Genomic DNA, 21,462 nt, shown 5'->3' with positions numbered 1-21,462 from the left:
CCTCATCGGACGCGCCCTGCTGCGCGGCGACGTCGACGAGGGCACCACCGTCAAGGTGGACGCCCAGCACGGCGAGTTGGCGGTCAGCTACGAACGCCACCCGGAGATCGCCGGACTCGGGAAGGCCGCGTGAGCGCCATGCCGCACCGGACCGTCCCGCCAAGCCGTCGGCCGCACCTCCCGGACCGCCCCGCGGTTCGAGGTGCGGGCCGTCCCGTCCCTGCTCATCCTGGAAACGAGAAAGGGTGAACGCCATGGCCATCGAGCCCGATCCGCATCTGTCGATGGTGCGCCAGGTCACCCCGCGCAGCCCCGAGGGGTGCGAGGAGTGCCTGCGCCTGGGGTCCCCCTGGGTCCATCTGCGGCTCTGCCTGACCTGCGGGCACGTGGGATGCTGCGACTCCTCGCCGCTCAAGCACGCCCGAGCCCACGCGTACGCCGAGGAACACCCCATCGTCGAGCCCATGGAGCCGGGCGAGACCTGGCGGTGGTGCTACGCCCACGAGGCCATGGCCTGATGTCGGGCGAGGACCGGCCCCCGGACACCGCGGCGGAGTGCGCGGCACCGGACGAGACCCCGGATCTGTACGGCGCGTTTCCGCGGCTGACGGACCAGCAGATCGCGTTCCTCTCCGCACACGGCACCCGCCGGCCGGTGGCGGCCGGTGAGGCGGTCATCCGCGAGGGCGACCGGGGCACGGACTTCCTCGTCGTCCTCAGCGGCACCATCGCGATCACCGAGCAGCACGGCACCCCGGACGAGCGGGTGCTGAGGGTGCACGGCCCGGGACGCTTCCTCGGCGAACTGGCCCTGCTCCAGGGGCAGGCGGCCTTTTTCGCCGCCCACGCCCGGGAGGCCGGGGAGGTGCTGGCCGTTCCGGTGGACCGGCTGCGGGTGCTGGTGGCCCGCGCCCCGGTCCTCGGCAACCTCATCCTCCGCGCCTATCTGGGCCGCCGCGCCCTGCTGGTCGGGGCGGGCGCCGGGTTCCGCATCCTCGGCTCGCGCTACTCGCCCGACACCCGGCGGCTGCGCGAGTTCGCGGCCCGGAACCATCTGCCGCACCGCTGGATCGACCTGGAGGCGGACAAGGAGGCCGAGACGCTGCTGCGCCGCGTCTCGGTCAGCCCGGAGGACACCCCGATCGTCATCTGGCGCGAGCACCAGGTGCTGCGCAACCCCGGCAACGCCGAACTGGCCCGGCTCATCGGCCTCTCCCCGTCGGCGGGCACCTGCGGCCACTGCGATCTGCTGGTCGTCGGCTCCGGCCCGGCCGGGATCGCCGCCGCGGTCTACGGCTCCTCCGACGGGCTGGGCACCACGCTCGTGGACGCCTTCGCCACCGGCGGCCAGGCCGGCACCTCGTCCCTGATCGAGAACTACTTCGGCTTCCCGGCCGGGATCTCCGGCTCCGAACTCGCCGAGCGCGGTGTGCTCCAGGCGCGCATGTTCGGGACCCGGACGAGCGTCCCGGCGGAGGCCACCTCCCTCGAACCGGACGAGGGCCACTACCGCGTCACCTTCGCCGACGGCGGCGAGACGCGGTGCCGCACCGTCGTCCTGGCCACCGGCGCCCGGTACCGCAGACTGGAGGTGCCCGGGATCGAGCGGCTGGAGGGGGCGAGCGTCTACTACGCGGCCACCGTCTACGAGGCGCGGCAGTGCGGCGACGACCCGGTCGTGGTGGTCGGCGGCGGCAACTCCGCGGGCCAGGCGTCGCTCTTCCTCGCCGAACGGGTGCCCCGGGTGCACCTGCTGATCAGGGGCTCGTATCTGGGCTCCCGGATGTCCCGCTATCTGGTCGACCAGATCGAGCGCCATCCACGGGTGACCGTGGCCCTGGACACCGAGGTCCGCGAGGTGCGCGGCGACGACTCCCTGCGGGCGGTCGTGGTGGAGCGGCGCCGCACCGGGGAGCGCCGCGTCCTGGACGCCTGCTCGCTGTTCGTCTTCATCGGGGCCAAGCCCTGCACCGCCTGGCTCGCCGGCGCCCTGGCCCTGGACGACCGGGGCTTCGTGCTGACCGGCGCCGAGGCCGAGGCACGGGCGGCGGCCGGTGTCTGGGAGGGCCGGGGCCGCCGCTGTCTGCGACTGGAGACCAGTCTGCCGGGGGTCTTCGCCGCCGGTGATGTGCGCAGCGGCTCGGTCAAGCGGGTGGCCTCGGCGGCCGGTGAGGGGGCGATGGCCGTCCACCACGTCCATGACCACCTCGGCCACACCGCCGCCGACCTGACCCGCCCGGGCGGCGATCCGACACCCATCCGCCACCCCAGCGCCCCAGGAGGCTTCTGAGGCACCGAAAGGACGAAGCACGATGGTTGCGACAGGCTTTCCCGCGTTCGACACGACCGTCGACAAGACCAACCGGCTCCTCAAGGAGATCGAGGACGCGTACGGCTGGCCCAAGGAGCGCCGTAAACAGTCCTACGCCGCCCTGCGCGCGGTGCTGCACCAGCTGCGGGACCGGCTGACGGTGGACGAGGCCGTCCAGTTCGGCGCACAGCTCCCGATGCTGGTGCGCGGCATGTACTACGAGGGGTGGAGACCCGCGGAGACGCCCGTGAAGATGCACAGCGAGGAGTTCTTCCAGCGGATCAGGCACGACTTCCCGTACTCGGTCCAGGGCGACACCGAACAGCTGGTCCACACCGTCCTGGAGGCCCTGCAGCGCCATATCAGCGAGGGCGAGTGGGATGATCTCCGGGGCCGGATGCCCGCCGACCTGGTCACGGTCATACCGGCGTAGCCGCATACCCGCGTAGCCCCGTAGCCGACTCCGGCCCACTGGACCGCCTGGTGGTACCGTCGCACCGATGGGCGGCTCATGCGGTGTGCGGCGAGGAGGACGGCGATGGGGACGGCGGCCGGAGAGGGCGGCGAGGGCGTACGGAGCGTCCTGCGCGCACTGGATCTGCTCGCCCTGTTCGACGAGTCCCACCGCTCCCGCAGCGTACGGGAGTTGACCGACGCCACCGGGCTGGCCAAGTCCACCGTGGTCCGGCTGGTGGCCACGCTGGAGCAGCGCGGGCTGCTGTGGAGCCGGGGGGACGGCAGGCTCACCCCCGGCGCGGGTCTGCTGCGCTGGGCGGCGCTCGCCCAGGACGCCTGGCGGCTGCCCCCGGAGGCGGTGGAGTGTCTGCGCGTCCTCTCGGTCCGATCGGGCGGCGAATCCTCTCGGATCTACATCCGCCAGGGTGGCTCCAGGGTGTGCGTGGCCCAGCACGAGGGCACCCAGCAGCTGCGCCATGTGGTGCGCATCGGCGAGGAGATGCCCCTGTGGGCCGGTGCCTCCGGGCACGTCCTGCTCATCGGCGGCTCGTCCCGGACGCTGAACCGGGTGGCCTCGGCGGCCGGGCGCGGCCCCGACTTCGCCTCCGTCCTGGAGACCCGGGCGCGCCTCGCCGCGGAGCGGGGCTGGGCGGTCAGCCACGGTGAGCGCGAGGACGGGGTGTCCGCCGTGGCCGCACCCGTCACCGACGCGGCCGGGCAGGTCGTCGCCGCGGTGGGCCTCGGCGGGCCCACCAGCCGCTTCACCGAGGAGCGCGTCGAGTCGTTCCGCCCGGCGCTGACCGAGGCCGCGAAGCGGCTGTCGGAGCTGGGGTTCCTCGGCGGGAGCGGCTGACGTTCAGGCGCTTCCGGCGCTTCCGGCGCTTCCGGTACTTCCGGCGCTGTTCCCGCCGCTCTCCGGCCGGTCGAGGTCCCGGGGCGCGGGGCCCTCGTACGAGGGCAGCAGCCGCCGGGGCAGCGGGCCCTTGATCCTGGCCCCGCCGGACTTCTCCTCCCAGGCGTGGGAGAGGATGCCGACGCTGCGGGAGAGCACGAACAGCCCGCGTCCGAGCTCGGACGGAAAGCCGAGTTCGCTGTAGACGATGGCGGTGGCGCCGTCGATGTTCATCGGCACGGGACGGCTGCGGCCCTCCGCCAGCGCCCGCTCCAGGGCCGTCCCGGCGCGCAGCGCCCAGCCCGGCGCCTCGCCGTCCGCCACCGCCGCGCCCACCAGGTCGAGCAGCGGGGTGCGGCGCGGGTCGTACGGGTGGAAGCGGTGGCCGAAGCCCGGGACATGGGAGCGCGTGGCGCGGTACTCCGCCACCAGGTTCTTCGCGGCGTCGTCGAGGTCCGCCCCCGCGGCCACGGCCTCCTCCAGCCCGGCCAGGACCTCCATGCACTGCTGACCGGCCCCGCCGTGGACGTCCCCCAGCAGGTTCACCCCGGTGGCCACCGCGTTGTTCAGCCCCAGTCCACAGGTGGCCGCCATCCGGGCGGCGGCGATCGACGGGGCCTGGGGCCCGTGGTCGACGGCGGCGACGAGCGCGGCCTCCAGCAGCCGGCCCTGCGTCCGGGTGGGCAGCTCGCCGCGCAGCAGCAGCCAGACGGTCTCGGCGAACGACACCTGGCCGATCAGCTGCTCGACCGGGTAGCCGCGCAGCAGGATCTCGCCCGGCCGGATGCGGCTGACGGCGGTGGCCCACCAGTCGGTGACGTCCCTCGGAACCGTCGTGGCCGTTGGCTCTCCGGACGGGCGGGTCATATCGCACCACGCTCCTTCATCGCGTCGATCTCCTTCGGGGTGTAGCCGAGTTCGGCCAGGACCTGGTCGGTGTGCTGGCCCAGCAGCGGTGGCGGGGCGGTCGCGGCCGCCGGTTCGCCGTCGACCCGGAACGGGCTGCCCAGGACGCGCTGTTCGCGCGTCCGCCCGTCCGGGAAGGGCAGTGTGCGGACGAAGTCCCGCTCCGCGAGCTGCTCCAGGCCCAGCGCGTCGGGTACGGACAGCACCCGCGCGGCCGGGACCCCGGCGTCGGCGAGGATCTCCTCCCACTCCCCCGCGGTCCGCTCGGCGAGCCCCTTCTCGATCTCGGCGCGGAGCTCCTCGCGGTGGGCCTTGCGGTCCGCGGGGTGCGCGAACCGCTCGTCGTCCAGCAGTTCCGCACGGCCGATGAGCCGGCACAGGGTGGCGAACTGCTGCTGGCGGTTGGCCGCGATGTTGAGGTATCCGTCCGCCGTGCGGAACGTCCCCGACGGCGCGGCGGTGAAGTTCTCATTGCCCATGGGCCGCGGCGGGCGGCCGGTGATCAGGTAGTTGGAGGTCACCCACCCCATCGCGGTGAGCGCGGCCTCCAGCATGGAGACGTCCAGATACGCACCGCTTCCGGTGCGCTCCCGGCGTACCAGGGCCGCCGCCACGGCGAAGGCGGCGGCCATGCCGCCCAGGGTGTCGGCGACCGGGAAACCGGCGCGCAGCGGGCTGACCTCGGGGGTGCCGGTCACGCTCATCATCCCGGAGAGGCCCTGCACGATCTGGTCGTAGGCGGGCCGGGCGCTCAGCGGTCCGGTCTGGCCGAAGCCGGAGACGGCGCAGTAGATCAGCCGCGGGTTCTCCCGCATGAGGACCTCGCGGCCGACGCCCAGCCGGTCCATCACCCCGGGGCGGAAGTTCTCGAGGAGGACGTCGGACTCCCGCACCGCGCGCAGCAGGGCCGCGCGCCCCTCGTCCTCCTTGAGGTTCAGGGTCAGCGAGCGCTTCCCGGCGTTCTGGGCCAGGAACGACGCGCCCAGCAGATCCTCGCTCAGCTGCCGGTCGGCGCCCAGTTGGCGGGCCAGGTCCCCGGCCCCCGGCATCTCGACCTTGAGGACGTCGGCGCCGTGGAGGGCGAGCTGATATCCGGCGAAGGGCCCGGCGAGGACATTGGTCAGATCCAGGACCCGGATGCCGTCGAGCAGGGGTGGCGGGGCGGCGGGGGCGGGCGTGCTCAACGGAGGACCTCCAGCGCGAATCGGGGTGTGACCCCTTGCCACGGGGTGTGTGCCTCCATAACATCACCGAACCATCAAGTGGCACAAGCGAACCACACAGTGGTACTCGATCCACGGTGACAAGGGAGTCCCCCAATGACGCACACCGGCAGTTCCGCCACCAGAAGGCCGGTCTTCCAGCCCAAGGTCGCCCTCGCCGCCGTCTTCGGCACCACGGTGGAGTGGTACGACTTCGCCCTCTACGGAACCGCGGCCGCCCTCGTCTTCAACAAGGTCTACTTCCCGGACAGCGATCCGCTGGTCGGCACGGTCCTCGCCTACGGCACCTTCGCCATCGGCTTCCTCGCCCGGCCCCTGGGCGGCGCCTACTTCGGGGAGCGGGGCGACACCCAGGGACGCAAGGGCGTGCTGGTCGCCACCCTGCTGATGATGGGGCTCGCCACCACGGCCATCGGACTGCTGCCGACCCACGCGCAGATCGGCGTCGCCGCGCCGGTGCTGCTGACACTGCTGCGCTTCGTCCAGGGCTTCGCCGCGGGCGGCGAGAAGACCGGAGCGCTGATCATCCTCTTCGAGAACGCACCGCCCAAGTGGCGCGGACTGCTCACCTCACTGCCCGCGATCGGCACCGGCACCGGCACCCTCCTGTCCACCGGCGCCTTCGCGCTCACCACCGGGCTGCTGTCCGAGGACGCCTTCCTCTCCTGGGGCTGGCGGATTCCCTTCCTGCTCAGCGCGGGTCTGACCTTCTTCGGCCTCTGGGTGCGCCGCTCGCTGCCGGAGACCGCCGAGTTCCAGCAGGCGCGGCAGGACACCCGGCAGGCGGGCCAGAGCGCCGCGAAGTCCGACCGCCCGCTGCGGCAGCGGATCGCCGAGAGCCGCTGCGTCGCCGCCTGGCGCCGCTACCCCAAGGAGATGCTGATCGTGATCGGCGCGGGCGCCGCCGAGAACGCGGGCTACTACGTCTTCGGCACCTTCTCGGTCACCTACGCCGAGGACCGCGGACTGCCGACCGCCGCACTCCTCAGCGGCATCTCGCTGGTCGCGGCCGTGAAACTGGTGACGGTGCCGGCCTTCGGCGCGCTCTCCGACCGCGTCGGGCGGCGCCCGGTCTCGATCGGCGGGGCCCTGGTGCTGCTGGCCGCCGCATGGCCGTTCTTCACGGTGATCGACGGCGGACACACCTGGGCCATCTGGCTCGCGCTCTTCCTCACCCTGGGCATCGGCCAGTCCGCCGTCCTCGGCTCCCAGCCCGCGTTCTTCGCCGAACTCTTCGACACCACCGTCCGGTTCAGCGCGGTCGGCATCGCCAACAACATCGGCACCGTGCTCACCGGCGGCCTCGCGCCCATGCTCGCGTCCGCCCTGCTGCTCTGGTTCGACCACAGCGTCACCGGCGTGGTCGTCTTCATCGCCCTGATGAGCGCGCTCACCGTGGTCACGGTGGCACTGGCGCGGGAGACGCGCGGAGCCGCCGACCCGGCCGAGGAGAAGGCCGCACCGGAGCAGAACCTCCAGGCGGCGCCGTGATCCCCGGTCAGGCACTCCCCTCGTCCCCGGTCAGGCACTCCCTGGTCGCGGTCAGGCACTCCCCTCGTCCCCGAGGAACGCCCGCAGATGGCGCAGCGTCTCGTCCGGCGCCTCCTCGGGGAGGTAGTGGTCGCACGGCAGGGCCTGCCCGCGCACATCGTCGGCGTAACCGCGCCAGACCTCCGGTACGTCGTAGTGGCGGCCGACGAAACCGTGCGCGCCCCACAGGGCCAGCAGCGGTGCGGTGACCCGGCGGCCCGCTGCGGCGTCCGCGTCGTCGTGGACCAGGTCGATGGAGGCGGCGGCGCGGTAGTCCTCGCAGCTGGCGTGGATGGCCGCGGGATCCGAGAAGCAGCGGATGTACTCGGCCTGAGCCGCCTCGTCGAACGGGGTTCCGCCACGGTGGCGCGCCCCCATCCGGGTGCGGATCCAGAACGCGGGGTCCTGGCCGATGAGGTGCTCCGGGATGCCGTGGTCCGCCGCCAGGAAGAACCAGTGGAAGTAGCCAAGGCCGAAGTCCTTGTCGGCGTGCTGGAAGACGTACCGCGTGGGCACGATGTCCAGGACCGCGAGCGCGGAGACCGCCCGCGGATGGTCGAGGGCCATCCGATGGGCCACCCGGCCGCCCCGGTCGTGGCCGACCACCGCGAACCGGTCGAAGCCCAGCTCCCGCATCACCAGCAGCTGGTCGCGCGCCATGGCCCGCTTGGAGTACGGGGTGTGCTCGGCGTCGGACCCGGGCTTGTCGCTGTCGCCGTAGCCGCGCAGATCGGTCAGGATCACGCGGTGGGTGGCGGCGAGCGCCGGGGCGATGTGGTGCCAGATCGTATGGGTCTGCGGATAGCCGTGCAGGAGGAGGACCGGCGGCCCGTCCCCGGCGGTGCGTACGTTGATTCCCACCCCCTCGACATGGACGGTGCGGCGGTCGAAGTCGCCCAGCAGCTGATCGCTCATGGCCCGATCCCAGCAGCCGCCCGCGGTGCGCGTCCAAGACCCGTTGACGACAATGCTTATAAGCAACACCTATGGAAGTGTGCGGGCGCCGAAGATGCCAAAGGTGCCGAAGACGCCGAACGTGCCGAAGGTGGCGGGAGCGGCGAGGCGCGGGGAGGCGGCGCGGTGGATGTGCGGCAGCTGGAGTACTTCCTGGCCGTGGTGGACCACGGCGGGTTCAACCGGGCCGCCGCCGCGCTGTATCTGTCCCAGCCGTCCCTCTCCCAGGCCGTCCGCGCCCTGGAGCGCGACCTGGGCAGCGACCTCTTCCACCGCATCGGCCGCCGGGCGGTCCTCACCGACGCGGGCACCGCGCTGATCGGACCGGCGCGGGAGGCGGTGCGCAGCCTCCAGCTCGCACGGGCCAGTGTGGAGTCGGTGCACGGGCTGCGCGGCGGCCAAGTGGACATCGCGGCCCCGCCCTCCCAGGCCGTGGAGCCGCTGGCGGGGATGATCGACCGCTTCGCCCGCGCCCATCCCGCGGTGTCCGTACGCGTGCAGGCCGCGTTCACCCCGCGCGATGTGACGGAGATGGTGCGCACCGGCGTATGCGAGCTGGGGCTGCTGGCCTCCCCCGACCCCGTACCGCAGGGCGATGTGCGCACCTATCCGCTGGTCGAGCAGCGCTTCGTGCTGCTGACACCCCCGGACGGGCCGTTCCGCCCCGGGGTGCCGGTGCGCCATGAGCAGCTGTCCGGACACCGGCTGATCGTGGGCCAGAAGGGCACCGGGATGCGCCGCTACGTCGACGATCTGGTCGCCGAGGGCGTCGCGCTGACCGTCGTGGTCGAGACCGAGCACCGGGTGTCGATCCTTCCGCTGGTGCTGCGGGGCGTCGGCCTGGCGGTGGTGGCCGACGCCTGGCGCGGCCTCGCGGAGCGGGCGGGGGCCCTGGTGCTGGAGCTGGAGCCGAGCACCAGTCTGCATATCGCCCTGGTCAGCAGGCGGGCGCCGCTGACACCGGCGGCGGAGGCGTTCGTCGGCACCGCCATGGAAGCTCATGGAACCTCATAGGGCGGGCCTATAAGACCCATGCGATCTGCGTCTTGGACGCGGAAGTCGCTCCCCTGCTGCAATCCCCTCCATGACGAACCGCCGCACGACCACCACCCACCGCATCGCCCTGATCCCCGGCGACGGCATCGGCAACGAGGTCATCCCGGCCGCCCGCCGCGTCCTGGACACCGTCGCCGCCCGGCACGGCCTCGGCTTCACGTACGAGACGTTCGACTGGTCCTGCGAGCGCTATGCCGACCTCGGCGCGATGATGCCCGACGACGGTCTTGACCAGCTGCGCGGCCATGACGCGATCCTGCTCGGCGCGGTCGGCTACCCCGGTGTCCCCGACCATGTCTCGCTGTGGGGCCTGCTGATCCCCATCCGCCGGGGCTTCCAGCAGTACGTCAATCTGCGCCCCATCCGCGTCTTCGAGGGCGTGCCCAGCCCACTGCGCGACGCGGGCCCCGGCGATGTCGACCTCGTCGTCGTCCGGGAGAACGTCGAGGGCGAGTACGGCGAGATCGGCGGCCGTCTCGGGCGGGGGCTGCCGGAGGAAATGGCCGTCCAGGAAGCGGTGTTCACCCGCAAGGGCGTCACCCGCGTCCTCGACTACGCCTTCGCCCTCGCCGAGCGGCGCGGCGGCCGGCTCACCTCGGCCACCAAGTCCAACGGCATCATCCACACCATGCCGTTCTGGGACGAGCTGGTGGCCGAACGCGCCGCCGCGCACCCGGAGGTGGCCTGGGGCCAGGAGCACATCGACGCCCTCGCGGCCAAGTTCGTCCTCGACCCGCGGCGGTTCGACGTCGTCGTGGCCTCCAACCTCTTCGGCGACATCCTCAGCGACCTCGCCGCCGCGGTCGCGGGCAGCATCGGCATCGCCCCCGCGGCCAACCTCAACCCCGAACGCGACTTCCCGTCCATGTTCGAGCCCGTCCACGGCTCCGCCCCCGACATCGCCGGACGCGGTATCGCCAACCCGCTCGGCGCGATCTGGTCAGCCGCCATGATGCTCGACCACCTCGGCCACCCCGAGGCGGCCACCCACGTCACCGACGCCATCGCGACCGTCCTGGCGAAGACCCCCGTCCGCACCCCGGACCTGGGCGGCACGGCCACCACCGAGGAGTTCACCGACGCGCTGCTCGAACTGCTCCGATGACAGAATGACCGCATGGCGCGGCGTGTCGGTTCACGCTCGACGACCACTCGGTCCGGTTCCGCGTGGCCAAAACCACCCCGGCGAAGGTGGGGCCCGCTACCGGCCGTAGTGGGGTTGTCCCCAGGACGACGGGGGTGGCTGGCCGGATCGATCCCGGGCTCGGCGGTCTCTAACGTGACCATTCGGTCGCAATGGGGCTTCGAGGGGGATCGCATGAACGTGGTCAAGCGCAGGCGGGTGCTGGGTGGCGGACTCACACTGGCGGTGGTGGCGGGCGCCGCGGCGGCGGCCCCGAAGAGTGTCGCGGCGGCGAAGGGTGTCTCGGCGGTGGGGCCGACGCGTCACGACACACCACGGCGGAACACCTCCGCGGAATCGAGCACCGCCGCCGACCACACCCCTGGCCTGCGCGAAATCCTGCACCGGCTGACCACGGTCGACGGCGCGCCCGGAGCGCTCGTGGAGACGCGGAACCGGCACGGCAGCACGGTCCTGACCAGCGGCGTCGCGAATGTGAAGAGCCACGCGCCGATGCGCCGCGACAGCAGGTTCCGGATCGGCAGCATGACCAAGCCGTTTGTGGCGACGGTCGTGCTCCAGCTGGTGGGAGAGCATCGCGTCGTCCTCGACGCGCCGGTGGAGCGCTATCTGCCCGGTGTCATCCGCGGACACGGGAACGACGGGCGGATCATCACCGTCCGCCAGCTGCTCCAGCACACCAGCGGCATCCCCGACTATCTGGCCTACCTCACCCCGCAGGAGATCCTCAAGGACCCCCTCGCCCACCACGACACCCGCGACCTCGTGAACATCGCACTCGCCCACCCCCCGACCTTCGAGCCCGGCACCGACTGGCGCTACTCCAACACGGACTACCTGCTGGCCGGCCTGCTCATCGAAAGGGTCACCGGCCATACGTACGGCGAGGAGATCCACCGGCGCGTCATCACACCACTCGGGCTGCGCGAGACATACGTACCGGGCGACGCCCCGACGATCCCCGGACCGCATCCGCGCGGCTATGTACGGCCGGGCGAGAACGCGCCGCTCAGGGACATCACCGCCATCAACCCCTCGGTCGCGGGCGCGGGCGGCGGCATGATCTCCAGCGGCACCGACCTCAACCGCTTCCTGGACGCACTCGTACGCGGCAAGCTGCTGGGCCCGGCGCAACAGCGGCAGATGATGACGACCCGCCCGACCGGCAACCCCGACGGCCGGGCGTACGGCCTCGGTCTGGAGAGCAGGCCGCTGCCCTGCGGCGGCCTCTACTGGGGCCACGGCGGCGACATCCCCGGATACGGAACGGTGGGCGGCGCCACGGCCGACGGCAGGCAGGCGACGGTCATGGTGAACCTCAACCCGGGCGGCACGGACGCCCAGGACGCCGACATGAAGGCCGCCGTCCAGACGGCCCTCCGCGAGAGCCGCCGCGGATAGTCAGGCGGCCAGCTCGTCGCGGTCCCCGATGGCACCCCGTACCCCGGTCCGCCGAGGACCGGCACCGGCCAGGGGCGCGGCAGGACACGGAACGCTCGCCCGGTACACCGCGATGAGCAGCTCTCGTACCGTCAGGTTCGGTTCGCCGACCGGTGCGCCGGGCAGGTCATGGCCGTCGTCCAGGAAGGCCATGACCCGGGTTTCGCGCGTCGGTGAGGCGATGCGGTCGGAGGGGTTCATGAGGGCTCCGATGGACTGGGCCCCCATGAGCCGGGTCTTCCGTCAGCCGGCGTCAGCCAGAGGCCAGAACGAGGGGGGTGGGGTGAACAGGCGCCGCAGTTCGTCCGGTCCGCACGAGGCGTTCTCCCAGTGCTCGACGATCCGGCCGTCGACGAACCGCCACAGACCGCAGAACGGTACGGAGAGCTCACGGGGGCGCTGGGCTCGCAGCACGCCGAGGACGGTGCCGAAGTGGTCGTTGGCCACGATGTGCTCCACGTCCATGACCAGGGTGTACTGGGTCATGCGGATGAGTGCCTGCTCATGGGCGCGCACGGCCCTGATGCCACGGCGCACCCGGGGGTCCTCCGCGGTCCGGTCCGCACGGTGCAGCACGATGTCGGCCGCGGCGAAGTCGACGATCCTGGTCAGATCCCGGTAGATGGTGCGCAGGATCTCGGTGTGCGGATGCTCGGCCGCTCGCTTGGGGGCGCGGGTCATCGCGCCCCTCCCCGGTGCTTCCGCACCGGCTTGGGCCGCCACGGGGTGACCGTGGCGCAGAGTGCTTCGATCTCGTCCCACTGGCTGTCGGTGAGCCGGACCTCGTCGGCCCGGAGGTTCTCCTCCAGGTGGGCCACCGATGTGGTGCCGGGAATGAGGAGGGTGTTGGAGGCGTGGCGCAGCAGCCAGGCCAGCCCCAGCTGAGCTCCGGTGACCCCGTACCGTTCAGCGGCCTTGGTGAGGACACCACCGGGCCCGACCAGGTCGCCATGGCCGAGCGGGAACCACGGGATGAAGACCATGCCGCGCTGTTCGGCGTATCTGAGGATCGACTCGCCGGACCGGTCGGCGATGTTGTAGAGGTTCTCCACCGCCACGATGTCCACGATCTCGGCGGCCTGTTCGAGCTGTTCGATGGTGACCTCGGGCTGGCCGGACAGTCCGATATGGCGGATCTTGCCCTGCTCCCGCAGCTCGGCGAGTGCCCCGAGCTGGTCCTCGAGCGGTACCAGGGGGTCGATACGGTGCAGCTGATAGAGGTCGATGCGCTCCAGGCCGAGGCGGTGCAGGCTGACCTCGACCTGCTGGCGCAGATATTCGGGTCTGCCCAAGGCGACGATGTAGGGGTTGCGGCCCTCGGCCCGCACCCAGTCGTCGGGGCCGGTGCGCAGCATGCCGCCCTTGGTGGCGATCACCAGATGGTCCGGGTAGGGATGCAGGGCCTTCCGGATGAGCTCCTCGTTGTAGCCGGGACCGTAGGAGTCGGCGGTGTCGATGAAGTTGACGCCGAGGTCGTCCACGGCGCGACGCAACAGGCGTACGGCCTGATCCGGGTTCTCGGGCGGGCCCCAGACGCCGGGTCCGGTCAGGTGCATGGCACCGTAGCCGAGCCGGTTGACCGTCAGGTCTCCCCCCAGGGACAGGGTGGACGCGGTCTCGGGCACATGCGGAATGGACGCGGTCACGCGGATCCTCGATTCTTGGGCTTGTGCGGGGATGGGGTTTCACTGTGCAGGTCGGGCTCGGAAGGGACGGGAAGCCTGACCGGTAAGGCGTCGACGTTGCCCGTTCGGCGGCCGGACCGTACCCGGTCGGAGTGCTCCCAGGTGCCGAGGCAGGATTCGGCGGTGATACCGGGCCCGAACCCGGCCAGCAGACCGCGCGCCCCCGGGGGCAACCCCTCGTCGAACTGGCGGCGCAGCGCCTCGAAGACGACGGCCGAGGCGATGTTGCCGTACTCGGTGAGGGTGGCGCGGCTGTGTCTGAAGGCGTCCGGCGGCACCTTCAGATAGCGGCACAGGTCGTCCAGGATGCGGGGCCCACCGGCGTGGATGATGTAGAAGTCCAGGTCGGTGGCATCCCAGCCGTGGGTGCCGGCGAGCGTATGCAGGGCGGGGGCCAGCACGTTCATGGTGCCCGGGACCCGCTTGTCCAGCCGGAAGTGGAATCCGCTGGCCTTCACCTCGTACGCGATCCAGTCCTCGGTGCCCGGCACCAGATGCGAGGCGTTGCCCACCAGCCGCATCCCCTCCCCGCCGCTGCCACGCATGACCGCCGCGGCGATCGCGTCACCGAACAGCCCGTCGGACAGCAGTGAGCCGACGTCGAGGTCGTCCGGCTGGTAGCACAGCGAGCAGAACTCGCACGCCACGATCAGCACATTGGCTCCCGGGTACGCGCGGCAGAAGTCATGCGCCCGGTTGATGGCGGCCCCGCCGGCCGCACAGCCCAGCTGCGCGATGGGGATCTGCCGGGTGTCGGAGCGGAAACCCAGCTGGTTGATCATCCACGAGGTCAGGGGCGGCATCGTGAAACCGGTGCACGAGACGAACACGATCGTGTCGATGTCCCGCGCCGTCACCTCCGCCGAGGACAGCGCCTGCTTGACCACGTCCGGGACCCGGGCATGGGCCTCGCTCACATAGAAGCGATTGCGGGCCTCGAACCCCGGATGCGTCAGGGTGACGGCCAGCGGCTGGACCAGATGCCGCTTCGCCACCCCGGTGTTCCTGATCATCCGCAGAACCAGCGGAAGCTTCGCGTGTCCGGCGTGCAGCCGGCGCGCCAGCGCCAGCGTCTCCTCCATCGAGATGGTGTTCTCCGGCACCCACACCGCCGGTCGGCACAGCACTGCCATGGTGCACTCCCTTGCTCACGGAAGGTAAGAAAGAGGCGGAACCGACCGTGAACTTCAGGACGGGCAAGATCGTGCCGCACACGGTGGAGGCTCGCTCACACATCACTCCACTTGCGCCCCGGCGACGCCGGGACGGGGCAGGAGGCTCCCTGACCCATCATCTTCCCCAGATACGACACCCCCCGGGGAGGCGCTCACACTTCGCCCCGGAAGTAATCGGAACTACGAAGCGCGATCGCGCGCTACGAAGCGCGCGGCGGGAGCACACCACCCTCTTCCCGCCCTTCACCCGGCCGCGAACGCGCAGCGCGCTCCCCCTCCATCCCGCGAACCACAGCGCACAACAAGCGCACCCCGCAACCGCACGCGCCCCCGTGGCGACGGGGATGCCCGGCGGATCACACCTCGCTGCTGAGCATGCGTATCCTCCGCACCTACGCGCGCGTCTACGCCACCGACCTGGCCGCGGCCCTGGCACCGCTCACCGCCCTCACCGGCGAACCGATCACCACCCGCTTCACCATGCCGAACGGCCTGGAGCCGGCCACCGTCGGCCGGATTCTGGTGGTGGCGGGAGACGAGCGGACACTGGAGTCGTATAGGGCGGGGCCGGAGGCGGCCCAGACAGCTCGGATCCCTCATAGATCGACTGACGGGCTCCCCGTGCCCGGGCGCAGCGGCGCCACACGCTCGGGGAGCCCGTCGCCGTCACTCGGCAGAAGCCCCAGGTCAGGACTGGGGACGGCTGCCGTGATTGGCTCCGTTCTTACGACGGGCCTTCTTCTTACGACGTCGCTTCGACGACATGTCGCCTCCTTTGCGGCAATGCTTTCGCCCTATGTGTACCGATTACCTCGGCATCCCAAGCGATGATCGCGGCGCGCTTACCCAGCCCCCCGGCACGTCACGCCCCTCCGTGAAACACCTCACGCCGCGCATCACCATCATGGGCCGGACCAGCACCGCCTCTACTGGAGGGGACCGCGGGCCGCGCGGGACGACGCGGAGCGAACACCAGCAGAGCCCGCCCCACTGCTCAATCCACTCGGGCCGAGTACACCGCGGCCCACGCGTCCGAGCAACGTGACATCACCGGTCACTCATTCGAAGAGCGCAACTGCCCATCGCCGACGAAGAATTTCTCCCTAGACTGCGTCTCAGCGTTCCGCATAACCCGGCGAATGGACGGAATACACATGGCTCAGGTCACCCAGCGAGGCGCCAACGTCACCCGTATCAAGCACCCCACGGCTCCCCATATCGCGCCAACTCTACGGCCTGCTGAAATTCCGGCCGATGACCTCGACGACGATGCGATCATCAAGGGAGTCAAGTTTGACGGCACTCACTTCATCGGCCTTGAAGTAGAGGCCGCCGAAGCCGAGGGCTGCGCCTTCGAGAACCTGCGCTTCACCGGCGCGAGCCTACGCCGAAGCCAATTTGCCGACTGCACGTTCAACACCTGCGACTTCGCACAAGTAACCGCTCACGACGTGTCCCTGATCCGCTGCACAGTTAGCGGAAGCCGCATGACAGGGTCCTCATGGAGTCACGGCACTTTCCGGGATGTGCGATTCGAGGGGTGCATCAGCACACCCGCGATGTACCGGCATACCAAGCTCTACAGCGTCGCCTTCTCGGACTGCCGGATGCAAGGGGCGGATTTCCAGTCGTCCCAGTTGCACAACGTGTTGTTCGAGAACTGCGATTTGACCGGGACTCAGTGGGCGAACTGTCAGCTCGGTTCCGTGCGGTTCAAGAACTGCACTCTCATCGACGTTGGTGGAGCAGCGAGCCTCAAGGGCGCCATCGCGTCAGGCCCAGGGTCGCTGGAATTGGCCCTGAGTCTGGCACGAGAGGCGGGTATTCAGTTCGAGTAGCTCGCGTCAGGCGGCGAGGCGTCGACTCGGGACGCTTCCGCCAGGGATGAGGGCTCAAGGCGGTTCAGCCGGCCAGGTCGAGGACGAAGCGGTAGCGCACGTCGTTGCGGGCCAGCCGGTCGAGGGTGGTACTGACATCGTGCGCGGGCACGATCTCGGTCTCGGCGGTGATGCCGTGTGCGCCGCAGAAGTCGAGCATTTCCTGGGTTTCGCCGGTTCCGCCGCTGCCCGCACCTGCCAGGTTCTTCGCGCCGACGATCAGGCTGAGCGCGCTGAGCCGCAGGTCTTGCTCCGGGATGCCGACCAGGCAGAGGGTCCCGTCGATGGCCAGGGCGCTCAGATAGGGCTCCAGCGCGTGCGGCGCTCCGACCGTGTCGAGGATCAGGTCGAAGCGCCCCGTCTGCGCGGCCATCTGCTGCTCGTCCTGGGAGAAGACCACATCGTCGGCGCCCAGCCGGCGTGCTTCAGTGGCCTTGTCGGGAGAGGTGGTGAACTGCACGACCTCGGCGCCCATGGCATGGGCGAGTTGGAGGGCGATATGGCCCAGGCCGCCCATGCCGACTATGCCGACCGTCCGGCCGGGGCCGGTGCCCCAGCGGCGCAACGGCACGTAGGTGGTGACGCCCGCGCACATCAGCGGGGCCACTCCCGCCGGATCCAGCCCGCTCGGCAGCGGGTAGGCGAAGTGCTCGTCAACGACGTATTCGGTGGAGTATCCGCCTTGGGTGCGGGAACCGTCGACGCGGTCGATGCCGCCGTAGGTGAGGGTGACTCCCTCGTGGCACCAGTTCTCCCGGCCCGCGCGGCAGGCGGGGCAGGTGCGGCACGAGTCGACGATGTTGCCCACCGCGACCTGGTCGCCGACCGAGAACCGCGAGACCGCGTCGCCGACCGCGCTGACCTCCCCGACGATCTCGTGACCCGCCACGAGCGGGAAGGCAGCCGGGTCGCCGTGGCGGATCGCGGACAGGTCACTGGCGCACACACCGCAGTAGCGGACCCGCACCGCTATGTCCTTGTCCCGCGGCTTCCGGCGCTCGAAGTCCCACGGGGCCACCGCCGCGCCTTGTGTGTGAGCCGCCCATCCGCTGACCTTGCGCATGCTCAATTCCCGTCTTCCGTTGTTCGCGTTGCCCGCGTCGTTCACGTTGCCCGCGTCGTTCACGTTGCCCGCGTCGTTCGCGTCGTTCGCGGGCCCGCTTCGCCCGGAGGGAGGGCGTCGGGGGCAGCGGTGCCGATCTCGTCCTCGCAGTCCAGACCACGCCGTCGCAGGTCGCGGTGGTGCGCGATCTTCTCCCGTACCACCGCCAGGTCCTCACCCAACTGACCGATCTGCTGCTCGATGGCCGCGGCGTGCCGCTCCAGGAGAGCCGTACGCCTGTCGTGCCATTCCAGGCCGGAGCCCATCCGTACGAAGGCCCGCACGTCGTCCACCGACATGCCGGTACGGCGCAGCGCCTGCACCAGGCGAGCTGGAGTTGACTCCAGCGCAAGAGCGGGGTGAGCTGGACCTCAGCACCGCCGGGGCAATATCCCGAAAGCTCGGCTACGCCCCCGCGGACCGTCTGGGCCAAGCCGGCGACCGCAAGGCATAAGCCCAGGTCAAAGGGGAATGGCGGACGAGTCGGCCTGTACGCCGGGGAGTGTCACCCCGACGCTCCCACCTGCGCGAACATGCAGGAAGGCCACTCGTGTGGCTACTTTGATGGCTGCGCACGTTTCTGGCCCTGCCCCACACCTGCGTTGGCGCGGCTTCACCTTCCCGGGCGCAGCACCAACGTGTGCCTAAGTTCGTCAGCCCCGCGCACAGACGAGGACTTCGCCATGGAGGTCCACCAGACGAACATATGGACGTCCACCATGCGGACGCGATTTGTGACTTGCCTCACACATCCAATACAGGCAAGCGATTCCCAGCAGGATCGTCTCCGGAATTCGGGGGCCCAAGCTGCGCCAAGCAACAACTCTGCATGGATACATATCGCCTGACCTCGGTTCGCACCGATCACACGCACAGCCGGATCGAATCCAAGCCGATTACTGATAGACGTGGGCGATCCTCGCCTACAGCACGCCCACACTGACGGAGTGGGCGCGCCCGACTGCGGCCTTCGAGCTTGCGACGGGACCCGGAACAGAAACTCGCCCTTTCCGAAACGGCAAGTGGGCGCAAATAGACCCTCGGGGAGATCTGTGCTGTGGGTAGCGGTCGGGTGTTCAGTTTACTCAAGACCCTGTGTCGCCGCGTCGAGCCTGACAGGCTTGGCCGGTGAGGGGTGACGGGCGGGGGAAGTTGTGCCGGGAACGGCGGGCGATGACTCGGATACAACGGACCGTATGGCGGCTGGAGCAGCCCGAGAAGGAACGGGACTGGGAGTTCGCCTCAGCGCCGGCCAACCGGGGTGTCGGTACGGAAGGCCGCGGAGGCGGCTGGTGTATGGCCAACCCGAGTACACCAGCTCACCAAGGAAGCCTCGGTGACGTACCGACGACGGTGCTGGCCGAACTGCCCACGGTGAGCTCGCCCGCGCTCGCAGCATCGAAGACCTCGACCGAGCGCGCACCTGCAACGATCCGCGGCGAAGCGGCGCCGGCGTCTGGCCGAACCCGACATGGCCTCTGCCGAGTTCTGCGGCCGCGCTGGGACGCCGTCCCAGCCCGTACACCAGAGCACGGACACCTGGACCGCCTATCAGGCCGGACGCCACCGCTGCGGAGAAACGGACGAGAACCTCTACACGGCGTACACCCCATTCCTCAACGGCATTCCTGACCCGGGAGCGGCCCGGACGCTTCCTGACGCACCATGGAGCCGCCACGCCATGAACACACCTCCACCGCCCATACCCGGGGCGCCACTCTGGCCGTACTGCGCATACGGCGCCGACCCTGCTACCGACCCCGTCGGCTGCCGCGGCGTTCACGTCCCTGGCCACACCGCATGCCTCGCCCACCTGGCCGACGCCGACCGCGACGCCTACCTGGCCGGCCTGACCCCCGGTACCGACATCGACCACCGCGGCACATCCTTCACCGAACCCCTTCTCAATGCCCTCCTTGACGCCCTCCGCGACCCCGCCACCGGACATCCCCGCCTAGGTGACGCCTGGTTCGGGTTCGCAACTTTTCAGGGTATTGCCAGATTTGCGTGGGTAAGCTTCCAGGGTCGCACCTGGTTCGGGTGGGCGACCTTTCAACGCGCCTGGTTCAAGTCGGCGACCTTCCAGGGCGATGCCAGGTTTGAGTCGGCAACCTTCCAGGACCTCGCCGTATTCGAGTCGGCGACCTTCCAAGGCGGCGGCCCCGCTTTCGATTCGGCGACCTTCGAGAGCGACGCCTGGTTCAATTCGGTGATCGTCCAGGCCCGCCCCCGGTTCGACCCGTCCGACCCCCGGTTCGATCCGACTGCCTTCCAGGCTGACGCCTCGTTCCTGTCGGTGACCTTCCGGGGCGACACCCGATTCCAGTCGGCGGTCTTCAGGCGCAACGTAGGGTTCGGGTCGGCGACTTTCCAGGGCGACGCCCTGTTCCCGTCGGCGACCTTCGAGGGCCTTGCCTCGTTCAAATCGGCGGCCTTCGAGAGCGTCGCCATATTCGAGTCGGCGGCCTTCCAGAGCGTCGCCTGGTTCGGGTCGGCGACCTTCCAGGACGACGCCTGGTTCGGGTCGGCGACCTTCGGGGACGATGCCGAGTTCAACCTCGCGGTTTTCGAGCAGTTGGTCAGTCTCGGGCCATTGGTGTGTGCCGGGCGGGTGACGTTGTCTGGGGCGGTGTTCAGCGGACCGGCGACCCTCCCGATTGGCGCACGCCGCCTGGAGTGTCAGTGGACCCGCTGGTCGTCGACGGCCGAGTTGCGTCTGCGCTACGCCACAGTGGACTTCTCCCACGCGGTCTTCGAATACCCCCTCACGATCGCCGCGGAGTCTGCCCCCTTCGTTCTCCCCGACGGACGGCCGGTGCCAGAACACGCTTTTGCCGACGCACCCGGCGCCACGGTGCGGATGGCCTCGCTGCGTGGGGTGGACGCGGCCCATCTGGTTCTCGCCGACGTCGACCTTTCCCGGTGCCTGGTCACCGGGACAGTGCACCTGGACCAGATACGGCTGGAGGGCACCTGCTCCTTCAACGAGGTCCCGCCCGGCACGCACTGGCGCCGCTGGCGCCCCGTGCGGTTCACCCAGCGCCGCACTCTCGCCGAAGAACACCACTGGCGCGCCAACCAGCCAACAGCAGTCCGGGGCTGGAACGCGGCGGTGTTCGGCACCGGACACGTCGGGCCGGGTCAGCTGGCGCCGGTGTACCGGGCGCTGCGCAAGGCGTTCGAGGACGGCAAGAACGAGCCGGGGGCGGCGGATTTCTACTACGGCGAGATGGAGATGCGCCGTCACGACCGCACCGGCACCACCCGCGCCGAACGCGGACTGCTGCACGGCTATTGGATGCTGTCCGGCTACGGCTTGCGCGCCTCCCGCGCCCTGGGTTGGCTTGCTGCCGCCATGCTCGTCACCATCGTGCTGCTGATGGGCTTCGGGCTACCCCAGGACTCCCCGAAGCAAGAAGCGACGGGCACCGTCCCTCCCGGCGGAGGCAAGATCACATTCGAGATCGACGAGGAGGACCCGCAGAATCCCACCGGGAACAGATTCACCGGCGAGCGCTTCGAGAAGGCTCTGAACGTCACTCTCAACTCGGTGGTGTTCCGCTCCTCCGGCCAGGACCTAACCACCGCGGGCACTTACATCGAGATGACCTCCCGCCTTCTGGAACCCGCCCTCCTCGCCCTCGCCGTTCTCGCCATCCGCGGACGCATCAAACGCTGATCACCAACTACCGGGCGATCAGAGAACTGAAC

General features: G+C 70.3%; 20 protein-coding genes. 10 read left to right on the top strand and 10 right to left on the bottom strand.

From position 1 onward, the window contains the following. Positions 1–254: 254 nt before the first annotated feature. The 4 genes from ACFXB5_RS27160 to ACFXB5_RS27145 all read left to right on the top strand — a co-directional run bounded on the left by ACFXB5_RS27160 (position 255) and on the right by ACFXB5_RS27145 (position 3,620). Positions 255–518 carry a UBP-type zinc finger domain-containing protein gene (locus tag ACFXB5_RS27160; protein ID WP_164433908.1) on the top strand — a complete coding sequence of 88 codons (264 nt, stop codon included), beginning with the start codon at positions 255–257 and terminating at the stop codon, positions 516–518. Next, positions 518–2,290, top strand: a complete 1,773-nt coding sequence (locus ACFXB5_RS27155; RefSeq protein WP_385212351.1) for an FAD-dependent oxidoreductase — start codon at positions 518–520, stop codon at positions 2,288–2,290. The genes ACFXB5_RS27160 and ACFXB5_RS27155 overlap by 1 nt, the downstream gene beginning before the upstream one ends. Positions 2,291–2,312: 22 nt before the next feature. Then, positions 2,313–2,744 (top strand): DUF2267 domain-containing protein, encoded by a 432-nt coding sequence (locus ACFXB5_RS27150; RefSeq protein WP_385212349.1) that lies wholly within the window; start codon positions 2,313–2,315, stop codon positions 2,742–2,744. A gap of 105 nt (positions 2,745–2,849) precedes the next feature. Beyond that, positions 2,850–3,620, top strand: a complete 771-nt coding sequence (locus tag ACFXB5_RS27145; RefSeq protein ID WP_385212347.1) for an IclR family transcriptional regulator — start codon at positions 2,850–2,852, stop codon at positions 3,618–3,620. 3 nt (positions 3,621–3,623) lie between these two features. Here ACFXB5_RS27145 and ACFXB5_RS27140 read toward each other — a convergent pair whose 3' ends face one another. After that, positions 3,624–4,526: a citryl-CoA lyase gene (locus tag ACFXB5_RS27140; protein WP_385212345.1), complete on the bottom strand. Its 903-nt coding sequence runs from the start codon at positions 4,524–4,526 to the stop codon at positions 3,624–3,626. Next, positions 4,523–5,749 carry a CaiB/BaiF CoA transferase family protein gene (locus ACFXB5_RS27135; RefSeq protein ID WP_385212343.1) on the bottom strand — a complete coding sequence of 409 codons (1,227 nt, stop codon included), beginning with the start codon at positions 5,747–5,749 and terminating at the stop codon, positions 4,523–4,525. The genes ACFXB5_RS27140 and ACFXB5_RS27135 overlap by 4 nt, the downstream gene beginning before the upstream one ends. A 135-nt stretch (positions 5,750–5,884) precedes the next feature. Here ACFXB5_RS27135 and ACFXB5_RS27130 point away from each other — a divergent pair, with 135 nt between their 5' ends. Further along, on the top strand, positions 5,885–7,279 hold the full coding sequence (locus ACFXB5_RS27130; protein ID WP_385212341.1) for an MFS transporter: 1,395 nt from the start codon (positions 5,885–5,887) through the stop codon (positions 7,277–7,279). Between the two features lie 51 nt (positions 7,280–7,330). Here the strand turns inward: ACFXB5_RS27130 and ACFXB5_RS27125 are convergent, their stop codons facing one another. Next, a complete protein-coding gene (locus ACFXB5_RS27125) occupies positions 7,331–8,233 on the bottom strand; it encodes an alpha/beta fold hydrolase (protein ID WP_385212339.1) in 903 nt (300 codons plus the stop codon). 165 nt (positions 8,234–8,398) lie between these two features. Here ACFXB5_RS27125 and ACFXB5_RS27120 point away from each other — a divergent pair, with 165 nt between their 5' ends. The 3 genes from ACFXB5_RS27120 to ACFXB5_RS27110 all read left to right on the top strand — a co-directional run bounded on the left by ACFXB5_RS27120 (position 8,399) and on the right by ACFXB5_RS27110 (position 11,873). Next, complete coding sequence (locus tag ACFXB5_RS27120) at positions 8,399–9,286, top strand: LysR family transcriptional regulator (RefSeq protein ID WP_385212337.1); 888 nt, start codon at positions 8,399–8,401, stop codon at positions 9,284–9,286. 70 nt (positions 9,287–9,356) lie between these two features. Then, positions 9,357–10,433, top strand: coding sequence for a tartrate dehydrogenase (locus ACFXB5_RS27115; protein WP_385212335.1), 1,077 nt, complete (start codon positions 9,357–9,359; stop codon positions 10,431–10,433). 213 nt (positions 10,434–10,646) lie between these two features. Further along, on the top strand, positions 10,647–11,873 hold the full coding sequence (locus tag ACFXB5_RS27110; protein WP_385212333.1) for a serine hydrolase domain-containing protein: 1,227 nt from the start codon (positions 10,647–10,649) through the stop codon (positions 11,871–11,873). Here the strand turns inward: ACFXB5_RS27110 and ACFXB5_RS27105 are convergent, their stop codons facing one another. The 5 genes from ACFXB5_RS27105 to ACFXB5_RS27085 form a co-directional block, all read right to left on the bottom strand. Further along, on the bottom strand, positions 11,874–12,113 hold the full coding sequence (locus tag ACFXB5_RS27105; RefSeq protein ID WP_385212331.1) for a hypothetical protein: 240 nt from the start codon (positions 12,111–12,113) through the stop codon (positions 11,874–11,876). Positions 12,114–12,155: 42 nt separating this feature from the next. Next, the gene (locus ACFXB5_RS27100) at positions 12,156–12,593 is read right to left on the bottom strand and encodes a nuclear transport factor 2 family protein (protein WP_385212330.1); all 438 of its coding nucleotides are present in this window, start codon (positions 12,591–12,593) and stop codon (positions 12,156–12,158) included. Then, positions 12,590–13,558, bottom strand: a complete 969-nt coding sequence (locus ACFXB5_RS27095; RefSeq protein ID WP_385212328.1) for an aldo/keto reductase — start codon at positions 13,556–13,558, stop codon at positions 12,590–12,592. The genes ACFXB5_RS27100 and ACFXB5_RS27095 overlap by 4 nt, the downstream gene beginning before the upstream one ends. Continuing rightward, on the bottom strand, positions 13,555–14,730 hold the full coding sequence (locus ACFXB5_RS27090) for a type III polyketide synthase (protein WP_385212326.1): 1,176 nt from the start codon (positions 14,728–14,730) through the stop codon (positions 13,555–13,557). Before ACFXB5_RS27090 ends, ACFXB5_RS27095 begins: the two co-directional genes overlap by 4 nt. Before the next feature lie 729 nt (positions 14,731–15,459). Further along, a complete protein-coding gene (locus tag ACFXB5_RS27085) occupies positions 15,460–15,537 on the bottom strand; it encodes a 50S ribosomal protein bL37 (RefSeq protein ID WP_370443954.1) in 78 nt (25 codons plus the stop codon). Positions 15,538–15,926: 389 nt separating this feature from the next. Here ACFXB5_RS27085 and ACFXB5_RS27080 point away from each other — a divergent pair, with 389 nt between their 5' ends. Beyond that, a complete protein-coding gene (locus ACFXB5_RS27080) occupies positions 15,927–16,610 on the top strand; it encodes a pentapeptide repeat-containing protein (RefSeq protein ID WP_385212325.1) in 684 nt (227 codons plus the stop codon). Positions 16,611–16,674: 64 nt separating this feature from the next. Here the strand turns inward: ACFXB5_RS27080 and ACFXB5_RS27075 are convergent, their stop codons facing one another. Then, on the bottom strand, positions 16,675–17,712 hold the full coding sequence (locus ACFXB5_RS27075; protein ID WP_385212323.1) for an NAD(P)-dependent alcohol dehydrogenase: 1,038 nt from the start codon (positions 17,710–17,712) through the stop codon (positions 16,675–16,677). A 59-nt stretch (positions 17,713–17,771) separates the two neighbouring features. Continuing rightward, the gene (locus tag ACFXB5_RS27070) at positions 17,772–18,074 is read right to left on the bottom strand and encodes a hypothetical protein (protein ID WP_385212321.1); all 303 of its coding nucleotides are present in this window, start codon (positions 18,072–18,074) and stop codon (positions 17,772–17,774) included. Between the two features lie 1,358 nt (positions 18,075–19,432). On the opposite strand from ACFXB5_RS27070, the gene ACFXB5_RS27065 reads away from it, so the two are divergent. Further along, positions 19,433–21,430: a pentapeptide repeat-containing protein gene (locus ACFXB5_RS27065; RefSeq protein ID WP_385212320.1), complete on the top strand. Its 1,998-nt coding sequence runs from the start codon at positions 19,433–19,435 to the stop codon at positions 21,428–21,430. The last annotated feature ends 32 nt before the right edge of the window (positions 21,431–21,462 follow it).

Origin of the sequence: Streptomyces sp. NPDC059455 (assembly GCF_042750115.1) — a bacterium.
Lineage (GTDB): Bacteria > Actinomycetota > Actinomycetes > Streptomycetales > Streptomycetaceae > Streptomyces > Streptomyces endocoffeicus.
This window is presented reverse-complemented; position numbering and strand designations above follow the sequence as displayed.

Excerpts from the sequence above, each read along its gene's own strand:
- ACFXB5_RS27160 (WP_164433908.1), top strand. The coding sequence starts at position 255 with ATGGCCATCGAGCCCGATCCGCATCTGTCGATGGTGCGCCAGGTCACC.
- ACFXB5_RS27155 (WP_385212351.1), top strand. The coding sequence starts at position 518 with ATGTCGGGCGAGGACCGGCCCCCGGACACCGCGGCGGAGTGCGCGGCA.
- ACFXB5_RS27150 (WP_385212349.1), top strand. The coding sequence starts at position 2,313 with ATGGTTGCGACAGGCTTTCCCGCGTTCGACACGACCGTCGACAAGACC.
- ACFXB5_RS27145 (WP_385212347.1), top strand. The coding sequence starts at position 2,850 with ATGGGGACGGCGGCCGGAGAGGGCGGCGAGGGCGTACGGAGCGTCCTG.
- ACFXB5_RS27140 (WP_385212345.1), bottom strand. The coding sequence starts at position 4,526 with ATGACCCGCCCGTCCGGAGAGCCAACGGCCACGACGGTTCCGAGGGAC.
- ACFXB5_RS27130 (WP_385212341.1), top strand. The coding sequence starts at position 5,885 with ATGACGCACACCGGCAGTTCCGCCACCAGAAGGCCGGTCTTCCAGCCC.
- ACFXB5_RS27125 (WP_385212339.1), bottom strand. The coding sequence starts at position 8,233 with ATGAGCGATCAGCTGCTGGGCGACTTCGACCGCCGCACCGTCCATGTC.
- ACFXB5_RS27115 (WP_385212335.1), top strand. The coding sequence starts at position 9,357 with ATGACGAACCGCCGCACGACCACCACCCACCGCATCGCCCTGATCCCC.
- ACFXB5_RS27110 (WP_385212333.1), top strand. The coding sequence starts at position 10,647 with ATGAACGTGGTCAAGCGCAGGCGGGTGCTGGGTGGCGGACTCACACTG.
- ACFXB5_RS27105 (WP_385212331.1), bottom strand. The coding sequence starts at position 12,113 with ATGAACCCCTCCGACCGCATCGCCTCACCGACGCGCGAAACCCGGGTC.
- ACFXB5_RS27100 (WP_385212330.1), bottom strand. The coding sequence starts at position 12,593 with ATGACCCGCGCCCCCAAGCGAGCGGCCGAGCATCCGCACACCGAGATC.
- ACFXB5_RS27090 (WP_385212326.1), bottom strand. The coding sequence starts at position 14,730 with ATGGCAGTGCTGTGCCGACCGGCGGTGTGGGTGCCGGAGAACACCATC.
- ACFXB5_RS27085 (WP_370443954.1), bottom strand. The coding sequence starts at position 15,537 with ATGTCGTCGAAGCGACGTCGTAAGAAGAAGGCCCGTCGTAAGAACGGA.
- ACFXB5_RS27080 (WP_385212325.1), top strand. The coding sequence starts at position 15,927 with ATGGCTCAGGTCACCCAGCGAGGCGCCAACGTCACCCGTATCAAGCAC.
- ACFXB5_RS27075 (WP_385212323.1), bottom strand. The coding sequence starts at position 17,712 with ATGCGCAAGGTCAGCGGATGGGCGGCTCACACACAAGGCGCGGCGGTG.
- ACFXB5_RS27065 (WP_385212320.1), top strand. The coding sequence starts at position 19,433 with ATGAACACACCTCCACCGCCCATACCCGGGGCGCCACTCTGGCCGTAC.